This window comes from Undibacterium sp. SXout7W (assembly GCF_049339385.1).
In the GTDB taxonomy this organism is placed as follows: domain Bacteria; phylum Pseudomonadota; class Gammaproteobacteria; order Burkholderiales; family Burkholderiaceae_D; genus Undibacterium.
This window is the reverse complement of record NZ_JBMPPF010000018.1, coordinates 63,046-79,499: the sequence shown is the minus strand read 5'-3', so window position 1 is coordinate 79,499 and position 16,454 is coordinate 63,046. Positions and strand designations below refer to the sequence as shown.

The 16,454-nt window shown below is 47.8% G+C and carries 17 protein-coding genes; all 17 read right to left on the bottom strand.

Annotation, left to right across the window (positions count from 1 at the left end; genetic code table 11):
- Window positions 1–2 precede the first annotated feature (2 nt).
- A complete protein-coding gene (gene dapA / locus ACO0LB_RS16245) occupies window positions 3–887 on the bottom strand; it encodes a 4-hydroxy-tetrahydrodipicolinate synthase (protein ID WP_423050933.1) in 885 nt (294 codons plus the stop codon).
- 96 nt (window positions 888–983) lie between these two features.
- On the bottom strand, window positions 984–1,577 hold the full coding sequence (locus ACO0LB_RS16240) for a class I SAM-dependent methyltransferase (RefSeq protein ID WP_423050931.1): 594 nt from the start codon (window positions 1,575–1,577) through the stop codon (window positions 984–986).
- 1 nt (window position 1,578) lies between these two features.
- Window positions 1,579–2,781, bottom strand: a complete 1,203-nt coding sequence (locus ACO0LB_RS16235) for a tryptophan--tRNA ligase (RefSeq protein ID WP_423050929.1) — start codon at window positions 2,779–2,781, stop codon at window positions 1,579–1,581.
- A gap of 4 nt (window positions 2,782–2,785) precedes the next feature.
- Window positions 2,786–3,445, bottom strand: coding sequence for a site-2 protease family protein (locus ACO0LB_RS16230; protein ID WP_423050927.1), 660 nt, complete (start codon window positions 3,443–3,445; stop codon window positions 2,786–2,788).
- Window positions 3,446–3,519: 74 nt separating this feature from the next.
- Entirely contained in the window at window positions 3,520–4,143 is a 624-nt protein-coding gene (locus ACO0LB_RS16225; protein WP_423050925.1) for an L-threonylcarbamoyladenylate synthase, read from the bottom strand.
- A 52-nt stretch (window positions 4,144–4,195) separates the two neighbouring features.
- A complete protein-coding gene (gene htpX / locus ACO0LB_RS16220; RefSeq protein ID WP_423050923.1) occupies window positions 4,196–5,071 on the bottom strand; it encodes a protease HtpX in 876 nt (291 codons plus the stop codon).
- 67 nt (window positions 5,072–5,138) lie between these two features.
- Window positions 5,139–6,005 carry a 3',5'-nucleoside bisphosphate phosphatase gene (locus ACO0LB_RS16215; protein ID WP_423050921.1) on the bottom strand — a complete coding sequence of 289 codons (867 nt, stop codon included), beginning with the start codon at window positions 6,003–6,005 and terminating at the stop codon, window positions 5,139–5,141.
- Between the two features lie 216 nt (window positions 6,006–6,221).
- Entirely contained in the window at window positions 6,222–6,650 is a 429-nt protein-coding gene (locus tag ACO0LB_RS16210) for a GNAT family N-acetyltransferase (RefSeq protein WP_423050919.1), read from the bottom strand.
- An 8-nt stretch (window positions 6,651–6,658) separates the two neighbouring features.
- Window positions 6,659–7,096: an acyl-CoA thioesterase gene (locus tag ACO0LB_RS16205; protein ID WP_423050917.1), complete on the bottom strand. Its 438-nt coding sequence runs from the start codon at window positions 7,094–7,096 to the stop codon at window positions 6,659–6,661.
- A gap of 48 nt (window positions 7,097–7,144) precedes the next feature.
- Window positions 7,145–8,053: an alpha/beta fold hydrolase gene (locus tag ACO0LB_RS16200; protein ID WP_423050915.1), complete on the bottom strand. Its 909-nt coding sequence runs from the start codon at window positions 8,051–8,053 to the stop codon at window positions 7,145–7,147.
- Between the two features lie 23 nt (window positions 8,054–8,076).
- Window positions 8,077–8,979, bottom strand: coding sequence for an SDR family oxidoreductase (locus ACO0LB_RS16195; protein WP_423050913.1), 903 nt, complete (start codon window positions 8,977–8,979; stop codon window positions 8,077–8,079).
- 128 nt (window positions 8,980–9,107) lie between these two features.
- The gene (locus tag ACO0LB_RS16190) at window positions 9,108–10,040 is read right to left on the bottom strand and encodes a glutathione S-transferase family protein (RefSeq protein ID WP_423050911.1); all 933 of its coding nucleotides are present in this window, start codon (window positions 10,038–10,040) and stop codon (window positions 9,108–9,110) included.
- Between the two features lie 18 nt (window positions 10,041–10,058).
- The gene (locus ACO0LB_RS16185; RefSeq protein ID WP_423050909.1) at window positions 10,059–11,057 is read right to left on the bottom strand and encodes an NADP-dependent oxidoreductase; all 999 of its coding nucleotides are present in this window, start codon (window positions 11,055–11,057) and stop codon (window positions 10,059–10,061) included.
- 608 nt (window positions 11,058–11,665) lie between these two features.
- Window positions 11,666–12,112, bottom strand: coding sequence for a PaaI family thioesterase (locus tag ACO0LB_RS16180; RefSeq protein ID WP_423050907.1), 447 nt, complete (start codon window positions 12,110–12,112; stop codon window positions 11,666–11,668).
- Window positions 12,113–12,132: 20 nt separating this feature from the next.
- Window positions 12,133–12,927 (bottom strand): SDR family oxidoreductase, encoded by a 795-nt coding sequence (locus ACO0LB_RS16175; protein WP_423050905.1) that lies wholly within the window; start codon window positions 12,925–12,927, stop codon window positions 12,133–12,135.
- A gap of 109 nt (window positions 12,928–13,036) precedes the next feature.
- On the bottom strand, window positions 13,037–14,854 hold the full coding sequence (locus tag ACO0LB_RS16170; RefSeq protein ID WP_423050903.1) for an acyl-CoA dehydrogenase: 1,818 nt from the start codon (window positions 14,852–14,854) through the stop codon (window positions 13,037–13,039).
- Between the two features lie 83 nt (window positions 14,855–14,937).
- Complete coding sequence (locus tag ACO0LB_RS16165; RefSeq protein ID WP_423050901.1) at window positions 14,938–16,116, bottom strand: acetyl-CoA C-acyltransferase; 1,179 nt, start codon at window positions 16,114–16,116, stop codon at window positions 14,938–14,940.
- Window positions 16,117–16,454 lie beyond the last annotated feature (338 nt).

The following is a 16,454-nucleotide window of genomic DNA, read 5'->3' as shown; positions in this document are numbered from 1 at the left end:
AATTACTGCAAAATACCAGACTCACGCATCGCTGCACGAACCGTTTCATGATATTGCTCTGCCAATGGAACCAATGGCAAACGAATACCAGCAGGCATCAAACCCATTTCAACAAGCGCCCATTTCACAGGCAAAGGATTTGGCTCAACAAATAATTTATTATGCAAAGGAATCATACGGTTATTAATTTCCACCGCTGTTTTCACGTCCCCCTTCATTGCAGCAACACACAATTCATGCATTGCACGCGGTGCAACGTTTGCAGTGACTGAGATGTTACCCTTACCGCCGCAGAACATCAGCGCCATCGCCGTTGGATCATCGCCTGAATAAACCGCAAATGATGATGGAGCCAGACGGATAAGATCGGTGCCGCGACCAATATTGCCAGTCGCATCCTTCACGCCAACGATGCCAGGCACTTGCGCAAGGCGCAAGATAGTCTCGTTTGACATGTCTGCGACGGTGCGACCTGGTACGTTGTACAAGATGACAGGAATATCGACGGATTCAGCAATTTTCTTGAAGTGCTGATACATACCTTCCTGAGTAGGACGATTGTAATAAGGAACAACCTGCAAGGAAGCATCAGCACCGATATCCTTGGCAAATTGCGTCAAGGTAATTGCTTCTTGCGTCGAATTACCGCCGGACCCAGCGATGATAGGAATACGTTTATCAGCATGTTCGACAGCAACGCGAATCAATTCACAATGCTCATCAACTGAGACAGTCGGAGACTCGCCGGTCGTCCCTACGATCACGATGCCGTCAGTTCCCTCGGCAATGTGCCAATCGATCAATTTTCGCAGGCAAGGCAAATCGAGGCTGCCATCTGCATGCATAGGGGTCACAATCGCAACCAGACTTCCTTGAATCTTTGTCATGTTAGCGCAAGAAAAAAGTAAAACCCTGATTGTAGCGGATAGCACGTCGGTATGGGCGCAAATACCCACATTTTGAATTTAAACTTGTAAGCATTTTCACAAAAGCTGACTAAATACCTGCGTTCCCGCCCGGCGCGCGCAAATTCGCTGAACAACTGCAGGCTTAGGAATATCGACATAGCCGTCTTCGTAGGCAATAATATCCATCTGAAGCGTTGTCACCGACTGCATCTGAGTTAATAACTCACCGCGCCGTAACAAGAAAGCAGGATTGGAAGGGCGTCCAAATTGTTCATTCCCCATCGCAAATGTTTCGTAAATTAAAATACCATCGGTGCGCAAACTAGTCAGCAACCGAGGAAATAAAGGACGGTGCAGATAATTAGTCACGACAATCGCAGAAAATTGCTGAGATGCAAAAGGCCAGACAGCATCAGCTTCCTCGAGATCACACAACATTAAAGTCGCGCCACAACCCTCAAGGCTGCATAGAGCATTTGCATCGACATCAAGTGCTGTAACTTGTTTGCCACCAAGTCCCATCAATAAACGTGTATGACGGCCACTGCCGCAAGCGAGATCAAGCACTTCGCCATCAGGAATCAAATGAGCAAATCTCGTTAGCCATGGCGATGGAATTGATGGCAACGCACCAGACTTCAGCAACTCTTTGGCAGGCACATTTAACATATTAAAAATAACTTAATCCCATCGCTTCACGTATATCTCGCATCGTATCTTGCGCCAGTTTTCGGGCTTTTTCACACCCATCGGCCACAATCGCCCGCACCAACGATGGATCATCCAGGTACTGCTGCGCACGTTCACGGATTGGATCTTGTTCTTTCAAGATGGAATCAATCACTGGTTGCTTGCATTCGATGCAGCCAATACTGGCAGTACGACATCCCTTCAGCACCCATTCCTGTGTAGATGAATCTGAATACACGCGATGCAATTGCCATACAGGACATTTATCAGGATCACCAATATCACTGCGCCGTATCCGGGCCGGATCGGTGGGCATAGTACGAATTTTTATTGTCAGAGATTCTTTTTCCTCTCTGAGTCCGATGGAGTTACTGTAACTCTTGGACATTTTCTGCCCATCCAATCCTGGTAATTTTGATGTCGCTGTTAATTTTGCCTGAGGCTCTACCAATATTAATTTGCGACTACCTTCAAGGTAACCAAACAGACGCTCCCTGTCGATCATACTGAGGTTCTGAACATCATCTAACATTGCCTTGGCCTGCTCAAGCGCATCAACGTCGCCTTGCTCCTGAAATTGTGTACGCAATTCCTTATATAAGCGTGCACGTTTTCCACCAAGGCGTTTCACAGCATCAAGCGCCTTTTCCTCAAAACCTTTTTCGCGACCATATAAGTAATTAAAACGACGTGCAACTTCTCTCGTCATTTCAACATGCGGGACCTGATCATCACCCACAGGAACTATACTTGCTCTGTAAATTAAGACGTCCGCTGCCTGTAGCAATGGATAGCCAAGAAATCCATACGTAGCCAGATCACGATCGCTCAACGTTTCTTGCTGATCTTTGTAAGTGGGAACGCGCTCAAGCCAACCCAAAGGCGTCGCCATGGAGAGTAACAAGTGCAATTCTGCATGCTCAGGAACGCGAGATTGAATAAATAAAGTGGACTGGGATGGATCGATACCGGCAGCTAACCAATCAATCAGCATTTCCCAGGTGCTGCTCTCGATTTTTGATGGATCATCATAGTGCGTCGTCAGCGCATGCCAGTCAGCAACAAAAAACAAGCATGGATATTCCGTTTGTAGTTTGATCCAGTTTTTTAATGCGCCATGATAGTGCCCCAAATGCAGGGCACCTGTGGGGCGCATACCTGATACTACTAGATCAGGGTACATATTCTTAGCCGAGCAAAAAATTGAAAGGCGACATCAATAGTTGCAACAAAACATTCGTCAACAACATGACGGGTGTCATCCAGAACTGCAATACATGCAACATCACCAAGCCCATGACAATGAAGAATCCATAGGGCTCTATCTGCGCAAACTTGTAAGCAAGTTTATACGGCAACAAACTGACCAGAATCCGGCCACCATCCAATGGAGGAATCGGGAACAGATTGAAGGCAAACATCACCAAATTAGTCAACACCCCTGCCCTTGCCATTTGCAGAAAAAACTCTTCTTCGATATCCATTGATCGCAATAATGTGGCTGCGAACAACCATGCGAATGCCATCACGAAATTAGCTGCCGGACCAGCAAGAGAAACCCAGGCCATATCCCGTTTAGGATTTTTCAGTTGTGAAAAATTAACCGGAACGGGTTTGGCATATCCAAATAAAAATGCACCTCCCGTAGCAAGATACAACACTGCGGGAATCACGATCGTACCGAAAGGATCAATGTGCACCATAGGATTCAGGCTAATCCGTCCCTGACTATACGCAGTCATATCACCAAAATATTTAGCGGCATAACCATGTGCTGCCTCATGCAAGGTGATCGCAAAAATCACTGGCAAAGCATACACCGCAACGGTTTGAATCAATTCATTCATGAAGTCTGTTCTTAGAAAAATAGCGATTATACGACCTGAAAATCAGGCATTTTTATTACAGCAAAAACACAGCATTAAAGTCCGAAAATACCTAGCGGACCACGCCCTTCGCGTATCAACTCCGGCAGCGTATTCGTCATATCAATCACTGTCGTTGGCACAAGACTACATGCACCACCGTCAATCACCAGTTCAATTAATTTCTCTAATTTTTGTCGGATGAATTCAGGATCAGTCAACGGCTCATCTTCATCGGGCAAGATCAGCGTAGTACCCAACAATGGCTGCCCCAACTCTTCTAACAGCGCATGGGTAATGGAATTCTCCGGCACTCTCAGGCCTATCGTTTTGCGCGATGGATGACTTAAACGGCGAGGAACTTCTTTCGTCGCCTCCAGAATAACGGTATAAGGACCAGGCGTTGCGGCCTTTAACATGCGATATTGGCGATTATCCACCTTCGCATATTGGGCGATTTCAGATAAATCCCTGCACAATAAAGTTAGGTGATGTTTTTCATCGACACCGCGAATTTTACGTAAGCGGGTCACAGCATCTTTATCATCAAGATGACATACCAATGCATAACAGGAGTCTGTCGGTAGCGCAACAATGCCGCCAGCGTGAATAATCTGTGCTGCTTGTTTAATCAGCCGCTGCTGAGGATTATCAGGATGAATTTGGAAAAATTGACTCATAAAAGAATAAAGGCGGTAGCAATTGCTACCGCCAAGTGTAAATGATCCAGGATTATTTTAGATTCTGTAATGCAGCTATACGCTGCTCCATCGGAGGATGCGAAGAAAATAATTCGCTCCAACCAGGTTTGTCGCTGATACCAGCGGCGGCTATCGATTTTGGCAGTTCGCCCGGCGCCATTCCTCCTAAGCGCGCTAACGCATGGATCATCGGCTGACGGTTACCCAGCAATCTCGCAGATCCAGCATCTGCCCTGAATTCACGCTGACGTGAAAACCACGCCACAATCATCGAAGCAGCTATACCGAATACGATTTCACAGACAAAAACGGTAATCATATAGCCGATACCAGGTCTGTCATCATCACTATTACGGAAAAATGTTTTATCAACTAAATAGCCGACAACACGGGCAAGAAAGACCACGAAAGTATTCACTACGCCCTGAATCAGGGTCATCGTCACCATATCACCATTTGCAACGTGCGCTATCTCATGACCAAGTACCGCTTCCACTTCCTCTTTGGTCATGCTTTCCAACAATCCGGTAGATACCGCAACCAATGCTGAGTTCTTAAATGCGCCTGTTGCAAAAGCATTCGCTTCGCCGTCATATACGGCTACTTCCGGCATGGCAATACCTGCTCTGTCGGCCAACATTTTTACGGTATTGACTAACCACAGTTCAGTGGATGATGAAGGCGCATCGATAACGCGCGCGCCAGTCGACCATTTCGCCATAGGTTTGCTGATTAACAGAGAAAAAATAGCGCCGGTAAAGCCGACTACCAGCGAAAACGCCATCAGCGTTCCCATCTGTAATCCATTGGCAGTCAGAAAGCGATTTACCCCTAGCAACGACAGTACAACGGACATCACTACCATGACGGCAAGATTTGTCAGTAAAAATAAAGCAATCCGTTTCATATTTGCTCCCTCAAAGATAAAAGCTTGTCGAATACGGTTTTGTAGATAAGGGCATTATGCTTATTTTTCAAGATGAAAGCCATTTTTCCCATACGGGTTTCACCAAGCGAGGCAATGACACTAATTTGCCGATATCAACATCCATATCGATCGGCGAATGGAAATCGGAGCCGCGTGACGCCAAAAAACCGTAGCGTTGTGCGACTTTTGTATATTCATCATATTGATCAATCGAATGACTCCCCGTCACCGTTTCAATCGCGACACCACCCAGGGATTTAAATTCGAGAAAAAATGCATCGAGAGCCAAGGGTGTCAGATCATAGCGTCCGGGATGTGCAACAACAGGCAATCCTCCCGCACCACGTATCCAGCCGACAGCTTCGCTTAATGTTGCCCAACGATGAGGAACAAACCCTGGCTTACCTTCCGCTAAAAAATGCTTAAACGCATCCGACACATTTTCACATGCACCTATCTCCACCAGATAACGCGCAAAATGCGAACGGGATATCAAATCAGGATTGCCAACATATTTCAATGCGCCGCGATAAGTATCGGGGATTCCGGTTTTATTCAGTAAATCTGCTGCCATATCCTGCGCACGTCGCTCGCGACCTGAGCGTGTTTTAGCAAGTCCCTGAACCAGATTTGCATTCGTTTCATCAAAATCCAGGCCGACAATATGGATCGTTTTACCAGCCCAGGTAATGGATATTTCCACGCCAGTAATGTATTGCATGCCCAAATCATGTGCGACAGAACGGGCAACGGGGATTCCACTCACTTCATCATGATCAGTGAGCGCCCATAGATCAACACCATTTGATTTCGCGCGGACAGCAATATCGGCAGGACTCAGCGTCCCGTCAGATACGGTGGAGTGGCAATGCAGATCAGCATTGACGGCATATATCGAGTTATCGCTTAACATTACATCAACCCATCAAGTCAATTCGGTCAGTTCGTTCAATGATTGTACTCCCCGTTGATGGACTCTGCTGCACTGCAATGAGATCGCCGGCAGCCGCTCCGCATAACATCACACTGGAATGACATTGGAGTCGCGCTGAAACGTCACTGAAGGTGCATGGAAACAAAAATTGACCGAACTTTTACACCGATTGACTCAGTATCAAATCAATATCAGCTAATTGAAATAAAAGGCCATGCCAATATGTTCAATACCTGCCTCAAGAAAAATCTCACCATCCCGCGAGAATCCTTCTCGTGCGTAAAATTTTTCTGCGGACTGCTGGGCATTGAGACGAACATAACCGTCTCCGCGCAATTTTGCCTGCGCCATCAACAAACGCAGAATCGCAGCACCAACACCATGATTACGCTGGCTTGCCAGCACGGCCATTCTTCCGATATGACCATCTGGCAGCAAGCGCCCGGTGCCAACCGGATTTCCTTGATCGTCATAAGCGACGGCATGCAGGCATTGGGCATCCATTTCATCCCATTCAATTTCAACAGGAATATGTTGCTCAACAACGAAAACGTGATAACGGACAGACTGCGCGTCTTTTTGTAAAGTTGCCCAGTCACCGAGAATAATGTCAGATTTGTTCATATCGATGTTCAACCCGCTTGTGGCGGAAGTAATTCAAGAGCCGAAATTATCTCACGCCATGTGTCCGGGACAGAAACACCTTTACGCTGCGCAGTGTCTGCGTACACATAGACCACTTCACCGGAAATCAGATGATGATTTTCCCGATATATTTCTATCATAAACTGCATCGACGAACGTCCGATGCGAGCACAACGGACGCCAATATCAAGCTCATCATCAAAACGGGCAGGAGCCAGATATTCAACAACCGACTTTCTGGCAAACAACTCCTTGCCCTGCTCCGCCTGCTCCAGAGCATTGGGCAAACCAGAAGCGCGCCAGTATTCGGTAAAAGCGACATCAAAATACGTGAGGTAATGGCCATTAAAAACGATGCCTTGCATATCAACTTCAGCCCAACGAACCCGCAGTCGATGAAAAAAAGAAAATTCAATTTTTGCCATAGCAACTCATTTTCAATGATTCAAAATGATTCAAACAGGGAAACCATCTCATTCGCTTAAAAACCCGCGTATCAGTGTATTCACTCGCTCTGGCTGTTCATGAATGACCCAATGTGAACCTCCCGGTATACGCTGAATCTGCACATCCGGCACCAATTGCTCGATACCATTGAGCAGACTTTTTGGCAAAGCTTTATCTTTTTCACCCCAGATAACACGAGTCGGGACACGCACATGAAAATCTTCCGGCTTTAAATTCAGTTGCAATGGACCACGATGTTCTGCCGTTGCGGGATGCAATGGGGAGGCGCGGTAATAATTCACTCCACCAGTCAGCCCTTTACTCCAGCATTCGTGGTATCGGGCGCGAGTCGCAGAATCAAACCAGTGCGCTGGCCCCTGTCCCATTCCGTGAAAAAAGCCATCCATCAACGCAAAATCATCTTTTTCCAGTGCCTGCTCAGAACCTTCCTTGCGCAGCCAGTTCATATACTCACTGGCTACCTGCTGTTCGGGATCATGCGAAAGTGCCTGCATAAACAGGTAAGGATGTGGTGAGTTCACGATAATGAGTTTTTCAATCAGATCGGGTAAGGCAATGGCAAAATTCCAGCAAACAGCCCCACCCCAGTCATGGGCAACAATAATGGCTTTTTCGTAACCGAGATGCTGAATCAGCAAGCGCAAATCATCGACGATATAGCGTGCTTTATATGCCGACAAATCTGCTGGCATATCCGATAGATTGAAACCTCGCAGGTCGGGAGCCACTGCAAAATAATCACGGCCAAACTCAGGCAGCTGCGCCGACCATTCATACCAGAACTCAGGAAATCCGTGAACAAACAGCATCAGGGGATTTCCTTTTTCACCAGCGCTGGCAAAATGCAAGCGCGTACCATTGCTTAAACTTGCAAACTGATTTTCTTGTATTTTTTCTTGAGTTGCGACAGTCATAGCGATTCCCCCCATCAGGTAAGTTACTCGGCTTTCAGCTTGGCACGCAGGATATCGCGGATATGCGGCGCCGCCTTGTATGGATCGCCGGGATTGCGCTGCAAGACAATATCTTCCATCCGTTCCTGCACATTACCCAAAGCGCCTGGGTGCGAGAAAATATAGAACTGTTCTTCACTGATGGCTTTAAACGTATTTTCTGCCACTTCCTGCGCCGTGACTTTGCCTGAGCTGACGGCCTTATCCGACATTGCCTGCGCAGCTTTCTGGCTGGCAGTAGGTGCAGCGGCCTGCACATCATCAGGGCGATTACGATGCGATTGCGAAATACCGGTAGGCACAAAATAAGGGCACAACACTGAAGCACCGATAGGCGCTTCGACCAATTTCAAATCCTGGTACAAAGTTTCGGTCAGGGAGACAACCGCATGCTTAGATACGTTATACACGCCCATGGTTGGTGCATTCAGCAAGCCTGCCATGGAGGCTGTATTGACAATGTGCCCCTCGTATTGCGGGTCTTTCTTGGCACACTCCAGCATCAGATTAGTGAAAATGCGTACGCCATGAATCACACCCCACAAGTTCACTCCTAATATCCAGTCCCAATCTGCCTGTGTATTTTCCCAAACCAATCCGCCAGAACCAACGCCGGCATTATTGAAGACCAGATGAACAGCACCGAACTTTTGCATCGTGGCATCTGCCAATGCCTGCACTTGCTCTGCATGGCGCACGTCACAACGCATTGCCAGCACTTCAGCACCCTTGGCTTCCAACTCTGCTTTCACAGCATCCAAAGCTTCTTGCTGTACATCCGCCAGCACTAACTTCATTCCAAGGCGTGCACCAATCAATGCAAATTCACGACCAAAGCCGCTACCACCACCCGTAATCACCGCTACTCTGTTGTTAAAATTTTTCATGTTTGTCTCCGTTATTTTGATATGAATACCGATCTCCTTATCGATCGGCATATTGGCTTGTTTATTTGATTGCTGATAAGTTGATGAACTGGTGCGACCTGTCATTCAACATACGATCTTTTCATCTCTTATCCGACACGCTTCATCTGAAACCCAAGTCTTGGAAAGTGCACCACCACCGTGCCAGCGCGCTCATCCTGACGACGCACTGCGATCTGGTTGTGTGTTGCCAGCACTAATTCACCAATCACCGGATCAAATGCATAATCTGCGGGCATCACGCTGACCTGTTCACCCAACGCAATGCCGTGAGTATCAACAAATTCAGTCGTACCGACATCACTTGCAACAGCATTACGTGCAATATCCAATGCATCGCCACTGCTCATTTTTTCAGCATGATGATGACCAAATGCTGCCACCTGATCCATCCATTTCAATACCGCAGGATAGCTATCCAGAATACTGTTGACGGCTGCTACGCGACGGATAAACCATAACGCGTGATACACAGAAAAATCAGCGATACTCGCATCCGCACCAAGCAGATAGGCTTGTCCGTGTCCCAACATATTACTGAGGCGACGCAAGTATTCATGCAGTTGCACTGTCGCTTCCGATAAGCTGATTCTCGGTGCGCCAGCGCGCATGGCGGCGCGATCTGCTGCAAAAGCCTGCATTTGTTCGGGAGATATATTTCCCAGAATCGATGACATGGCCGCCGGCTGAAACGTGTAGGCGATAGCAGTCCAGAACAGGGTCGTATCTGCCCACTGTGCCAGTGTGCGGGCTAATCCGGCAATCGCTGGCGGATAGAGCGAGGGGGTGGGCACCAGCTTGTCGAGCACATCTGCAATCAGGGCAGTATCGCAATAGACGTCTGCACCTATCTGCAATATCGGCGTACGGCGGTAGCCACCAGTCAAGGCAACCACATCAGGCTTGGGCATGATTGGCGGGATCATCACTGATGTCCAATTGATCTTTTTCATACCAAAAATCAGGCGGATTTTTTCTGAAAAAGGCGATATCGGATAATGATGAAAAATAATTTCTGACATAGCTATTATTCCGATTTCTCAGTTTAATTTAACGAGTTGTTTGCCAAAATTTTTCCCCTTCAGCAAACCAAGAAATGCTTCCGGCGCTGCAGCAAGGCCCGGTGCAACAGACTCGCGAAATTTCAGCTTGCCAGTCGCTGCAAGACCCCCCAGTTCTTTCAAACCCTGTGGCCATAATTCAGGGTATTCAGAGACAATAAAGCCGCGCATGCTCAAGCGCATGGTCAATAAAACCCGGGTATTTTTGATCGGTAAAGGCTCACCATCGTAGCCTGCGATCATGCCGCATAAGGCAATACGACCAAAAGGATTCATACGACTCAGACAAGCATCAAAAATTTCGCCGCCGACATTTTCAAAAATCGCATCAATGCCATCCGGCGTAGCGGCGGCAAGGTCGGCCAGCAGATTGCCTGCCTTGTAGTCGATGCAGGCATCAAAGCCCAGTTCATTCACGACGTAAGCGCATTTTTCTGCGCCACCGGCAATACCTACTGCACGACAGCCACGCAATTTGGCTAACTGACCAACCACACTGCCAACCGCACCACTCGCTGCTGACACAACGATGGTCTCGCCCGGCTTAGCTTGCATGATTTGCGTAAATCCATACCATGCAGTCATTCCCGGCATTCCCACTGCGCCAAGATAGGCTGATAAGGGAATATGCGTCGTATCGACTTTACGTAACAAAGTACCGTCCGATACCCCCATTTCTGCCCATCCCTGCATGCCGACAACGTAATCGCCGATCGCAAATTTAGGATTTTTTGTCGCCACAATCTGACCTGCTGTGCCACCAATCATGGTGTCGCCGATTGCCTGAGGCGCAGCATAACTTTTGACATCCTCCATCCGCATACGCATGTAAGGGTCAAGCGATAAAAAATGATTGCGGATCAACACTTCGCCGTCGTTAATCTCGGGCACGGGTACCGTCTCCAGGCGAAAATTTTCTACTTTTACTTCACCGTTCGGGCGGGACGCCATCACAATACGTTGGTAACTGTTGTTCATCTTGGTCTCGTTTATTTATTGGTAGATTGTGCCGCTGAAGCACAAAGTAGTATCGGTACTACGCGCAGTTGACGCAGGGAATCCCCGCACCCATCCAGCGTAGTGGCATTGGTGCATTATTATTTGTACCAGGTGGGATAAATAATTCAGTATAAAAACTGATCGGTATAGCCTGCAACCGCATCAACGGATAAAGCTTGCTGCATGTTTGTCTCCTGCTTCCATGACTGTTGGATGAATAAGAACTTGCCAGCACTGCGTTTGCTATATTCCAAAGTAAATTCATACCTGCTGACGCTTGAGTTGAATTTACCTTTTATGGACGTTGAATCTTGGTCGAACTTATTGACGAGGTTGAGTTAATAAGCGAGCTGATGAGGTTCAATCAATGAATCAACTCATTGAGTCATTTCATTCAATCAGCACATTCAGCCAGCTCCCGAAGCCAACTCGGTAAATCAACTTTTAAAGCCAATGTCGTCAACATAGTTCTTATGTGGAGGAATGATATGGGGCGCCATCCACATACCAATCCGTCCTCATTAAATTACTTTGAAAACCACACAACAGAAACAGAAACAGAAAATGTGTGGTCTCCCGATCGCAACTTAATCACTGCCGTACAACTTTTTCATATTTTCACCGGATTTAAGGCGACGTAGATATTTAAACGTCCCCATGGCTTTCGCGATCAGGCGATCGCCATTCCAGACTTCACCTTCGCAAAAACACATCGTCGTTGACTGGTGAAATGCTTTGCCACGCGCCTCGATACGACCACCCGGCACACCTCCGGGTTGTAGAAATGTCGTCTTCATTTCCACCGTCACAACCCCTTTCAAATCACTGCTCAGGGAGCGACCTGCCATTGCCATCGCGACATCCAACATCGTCATAATGACGCCGCCATGCGTGATCTGCCAGCTGTTCATGTGCCGCCCGCTCAAATCAAGTGCGATAACAGCCTGCCCATTTTCCATCGCTAAAAACTCAACTCCCAGATCATGCAAAAAGGGATTAAGCACCGGTGTTGGCTGCGGAATAGGAAGCGTCATGATCAGTATTCCTGAAAAAATCAGACTGCAGAAACGCCACCATCTACTGCCAGTATCTGCCCAGTGATGTGTTTTCCGGCATCAGAGGCAAACAAAAGCGCGGCACCTTTCAGATCTTCATCGTCGCCGATACGCTGTAATGGCGCTTCTTTGGCTAATTTTTCTTCGCCTAACTGATCAAGAATGCCATGTGTCATTTTGGAGGGGAAAAATCCCGGAGCAATCGCATTCACGGTAATGCCATACACGCCCCATTCGCCAGCAAGCGTGCGGGTGAAGTTGACTACGGCACCTTTGGACGTGTTGTAGGCGATGGTTTGCATCGTTCCAGGTCCATTACCAGACAGACCCGCGATAGAGGCAATATTGATGATACGACCGGTCTTACGCGGAATCATCGAACGCTTACCAACTGCCTGCGACATCAGGAATATGCTGCGAATATTCAGATTCATCACCTTATCCCATGCCTCGACAGGGTGATCTTCTGCGGGAGCGCCCCAGGTAGCACCAGCATTGTTGATCAGAATATCGATATGACCAAGACGGGCGATAGCTTCATCAACCAAAGGCGTAACAGCGCTTTCTTTTGATAAATCAGCGGCAATCGCGCTGGCATCGATTCCACGGCTCTTGAGATGAGCAACTGCATCATCCAGATCAGCCTGTTTGCGTGAAGATAAAACGATACGTGCGCCTTGTTCGCCAAGAGCCTCTGCCATTTGCAAGCCCAGGCCGCGTGATCCGCCAGTGATCAGCGCTGTCTTGCCTGCAAGATTAAATAACTGTTGTGTAGTGCGTACATTATTACTCATGCTGCGTCTCCGTTTTTTTAATTTAGCAATCACTTACCGGGAGTATGTGCAAAATACGCCCGGTAGCCCTGATATTTACCGTGGGGAATTTATATACTCGGTAGGAGTATTAAAACCATGCATCTTTCATGTCGAATGTCGTCGTATCGATACTCGCCAGCAAATCCAGCTGCGTATGTACTTTAGGCAATTCCCAGCGGAAGAAGTACTTGCAGGCCTGCAATTTACCTGCATAGAAATCAGCATCATGATGATTTTCTTTATGCAGACACAATAAGGCTTGTTCCAACCATATCCATGCAACGACGGTATGTCCGAATGCTTCCAGATAAGCCGATGCATTTGCCAGCGTTTTGTTCAAATCACCACAGGCGTGTAACTGCTTGGTGACAGTTGCAACACGCTCCAGAACGCGCGCCAAGGATTTGGCGTAACCCGCCAACTCAGGTTGCGCCGTGGCTCTGACGAGAGTCTTATTCATGACTTCGCCGAGTGTTTCCAATGCCAGCCCCTGCTGCATGGTTACTTTACGTCCAAGTAAATCCAGTCCTTGAATACCATGCGTTCCTTCATGAATCGGATTCAGACGATTGTCACGATAAAACTGTTCGACATTGTATTCGCGGGTATACCCGTAGCCACCATGCACCTGAATCGCCAGATTGTTCGCCTCCAGGCACCATTGCGATGGCCAGGATTTAACGATAGGGGTCAGTATTTCCAGCAACTGTGCAGCGTGTATACGCTCTTCCGGCGTGGTGCCTGTTTTTTCTTCATCCACCAGACGTGAACAATACAGGCTCAATGCAAGTCCACCCTCGACATACGCCTTTTGAGCCAGCAACATGCGCTTGACATCTGTATGCTCAATAATCGGACGTTGCGGTTCAGCCGGATCTTTGTTCAACGGCGCACGACCTTGCGGACGATTGCGCGCATAGTCCAGCGCGTGCAGATAACCGGTATAGCCCAGCATGACTGCGCCAAGACCCACACCAATCCGTGCTTCATTCATCATATGAAACATATTGGCCAGACCACGATGCAAGGTACCGACCAGATAGCCGATCGCGCCCGCCTTCCCTTGCGGCTTGAATTTACCCTCACCAAAATTGAGCAGGCAGTTGGTCGTTCCACGATAGCCCATCTTATGATTCAAACCGGCGAGGACAACGTCATTACGTTCACCCAGACTGCCATCTTCATTCACTAGTTTCTTGGGCACGATGAACAGAGAAATACCTTTGACACCGGGAATCAGTTTTCCATTTTCATCGGGTACTTTTGCCAAAACCAGATGAATAATATTCTCGGATAACTCGTGCTCACCGGCAGAAATCCACATTTTATTCCCAGTCAGACGGTAACTACCATCAGCCTGAGGTTCTGCACGGGTAACGATGTCAGACAAACTAGAACCGGCCTGTGGCTCCGACAGACACATGGTGCCAAAAAAGCGCCCTTCGAGCATAGGCTTGGCAAACATCTCGATTTGCTGGGGAGTGCCACACTTCATCAGTGTATTGGCATTACCGATGGTCAAAAAGGGATAGGAGGATGTACCGACATTGGCGCCTTTAAAATAGGCAAAACCAGCCTTTTCAACCACATACGGCAATTGCATGCCGCCGATATCAAAGTCATGTCCCGCAGCCATCAGACCGGCTTCGCAAAATGCGTTCAGCGCAGTCTTTACTTCAGGAATCATGTGGACGACGTCACCATCAAAATGAGGTTCGTTCTGGTCACTTTTTTTGTTGTGAGGGGCAAATAATTCAGTCGCTATTTGCTCACAGGTATCAAGCGCCGCATTAAATGTTTCCCGATTGTGCTCGGAGAAACGTGGGCGTTGATTTAAGGATTCGACATTCAGCCATTCGTACAGCAAAAAATCGAGATCGCGGCGGGGAATAATTTTTGATTGCATAGTGATTTGGGTAAAGTAAGACAACACACCAATTAATGCACACTCCCGACGCCGGAAGCGTGCATCCCTAGCAAGCAGCGACCTTAGACGACTTCAAACAAACCGGCTGCGCCCTGACCACCACCAATACACATGGTCACAACCACATATTTGGCACCACGACGCTTACCTTCAATCAGCGCGTGACCTGTCAGACGTGCACCAGACACACCATATGGATGCCCAACTGCAATCGCACCACCGTTAACATTCAGTTTATCCAGAGGAATGCCGAGCTTGTCAGCACAATACAAGACTTGAACAGCAAATGCTTCATTGAGTTCCCACAAGCCAATATCTTCTACTTTCAGACCGGCCTTTTTCAACAATTTAGGAATCGCAAATACAGGACCGATACCCATTTCATCTGGCTCACATCCGGCGATGGCAAAGCCTCTGAAAATACCCAATGGTTGCAGGCCTTTCGCTTCTGCCACTTTACTATTCATCAGGATTGCCACAGATGCGCCATCAGAGAACTGGCTGGCATTTCCCGCAGAAATCACACCGCCTGGAACAGCAGTACGGATTTTTGAAACACCTTCCAGCGTCGTATCAGCGCGGATACCTTCATCCGCAGAAATTGTCACTTCTTTCGAAACCAGCATGCCAGTCGCTTTATCGGCCACGCCCATGACTGTCGTCATTGGAACGATTTCGGCATTAAACAAACCGGCAGCCTGCGCAGCAGCAGCACGCAACTGACTCTGCACACCATATTCGTCCATACGATCACGTGGAATGTTGTAGCGCTTCGCCACCATTTCCGCCGTTTGTAACATTGGCCAGTAAACTTCTGGTTTGTGCTCTTTCAACCACGGATCCATAATCATGTGCGTATTCGCTTCGTTCTGAACGCAAGAAATGGATTCAACGCCACCAGCGGCGTAGATATCGCCCTCACCGGCAATAATACGCTGCGCAGCCAGCGCAATCGTCTGCAAACCTGATGAACAGAATCGATTCACCGTCATGCCTGCTGTCGTTACTGGGCAACCTGCGCGCAACGCAATCTGACGGGCAATATTGCTACCAGTCGCGCCTTCTGGCGTAGCACAACCCATGATGACGTCTTCGACTTCCGCCGCATCAATTTTTGCGCGTTCGATAGCAGCATTCAACACATGGCCGCCCAAAGAAGCACCATGAGTCATATTAAATGCACCCTTCCAGGATTTTGCTAAACCGGTACGTGCGGTGGATACGATGACTGCGTCAGACATGTTGATCTCCTAGTTATATTGAGAAAAATCGTGATTACTGCAATGAATGGGAAGCTGAAAAATGAATTACAAAAATACATCGCAAAAACAAATTACGGCAAATTACTGTTGCTGCTGTTTTAAAGCGTGTTTGAAAGCACGTTTTAAAACCTGTTTCAAAACAATTACCGGAGCATTTTGAGCCTGACACTGCCTGTGTCAACGCAAATATTCCACACATTCTGACAGCGCATATGCCACCGCTCCAGATGAACGAATATGAGAATATCACAATATTAGTACGACCGTTCGTAAATTTTCTCAGTCGTTTTATTTTGATAAATTCTGCAACAAACCGC

Coding starts and splice junctions, on each gene's coding strand:
- dapA (WP_423050933.1), bottom strand. CDS start 887: ATGACAAAGATTCAAGGAAGTCTGGTTGCGATTGTGACCCCTATGCAT.
- ACO0LB_RS16240 (WP_423050931.1), bottom strand. CDS start 1,577: ATGTTAAATGTGCCTGCCAAAGAGTTGCTGAAGTCTGGTGCGTTGCCA.
- ACO0LB_RS16235 (WP_423050929.1), bottom strand. CDS start 2,781: ATGTACCCTGATCTAGTAGTATCAGGTATGCGCCCCACAGGTGCCCTG.
- ACO0LB_RS16230 (WP_423050927.1), bottom strand. CDS start 3,445: ATGAATGAATTGATTCAAACCGTTGCGGTGTATGCTTTGCCAGTGATT.
- ACO0LB_RS16225 (WP_423050925.1), bottom strand. CDS start 4,143: ATGAGTCAATTTTTCCAAATTCATCCTGATAATCCTCAGCAGCGGCTG.
- htpX (WP_423050923.1), bottom strand. CDS start 5,071: ATGAAACGGATTGCTTTATTTTTACTGACAAATCTTGCCGTCATGGTA.
- ACO0LB_RS16215 (WP_423050921.1), bottom strand. CDS start 6,005: ATGTTAAGCGATAACTCGATATATGCCGTCAATGCTGATCTGCATTGC.
- ACO0LB_RS16210 (WP_423050919.1), bottom strand. CDS start 6,650: ATGAACAAATCTGACATTATTCTCGGTGACTGGGCAACTTTACAAAAA.
- ACO0LB_RS16205 (WP_423050917.1), bottom strand. CDS start 7,096: ATGGCAAAAATTGAATTTTCTTTTTTTCATCGACTGCGGGTTCGTTGG.
- ACO0LB_RS16200 (WP_423050915.1), bottom strand. CDS start 8,053: ATGACTGTCGCAACTCAAGAAAAAATACAAGAAAATCAGTTTGCAAGT.
- ACO0LB_RS16195 (WP_423050913.1), bottom strand. CDS start 8,979: ATGAAAAATTTTAACAACAGAGTAGCGGTGATTACGGGTGGTGGTAGC.
- ACO0LB_RS16190 (WP_423050911.1), bottom strand. CDS start 10,040: ATGTCAGAAATTATTTTTCATCATTATCCGATATCGCCTTTTTCAGAA.
- ACO0LB_RS16185 (WP_423050909.1), bottom strand. CDS start 11,057: ATGAACAACAGTTACCAACGTATTGTGATGGCGTCCCGCCCGAACGGT.
- ACO0LB_RS16180 (WP_423050907.1), bottom strand. CDS start 12,112: ATGACGCTTCCTATTCCGCAGCCAACACCGGTGCTTAATCCCTTTTTG.
- ACO0LB_RS16175 (WP_423050905.1), bottom strand. CDS start 12,927: ATGAGTAATAATGTACGCACTACACAACAGTTATTTAATCTTGCAGGC.
- ACO0LB_RS16170 (WP_423050903.1), bottom strand. CDS start 14,854: ATGCAATCAAAAATTATTCCCCGCCGCGATCTCGATTTTTTGCTGTAC.
- ACO0LB_RS16165 (WP_423050901.1), bottom strand. CDS start 16,116: ATGTCTGACGCAGTCATCGTATCCACCGCACGTACCGGTTTAGCAAAA.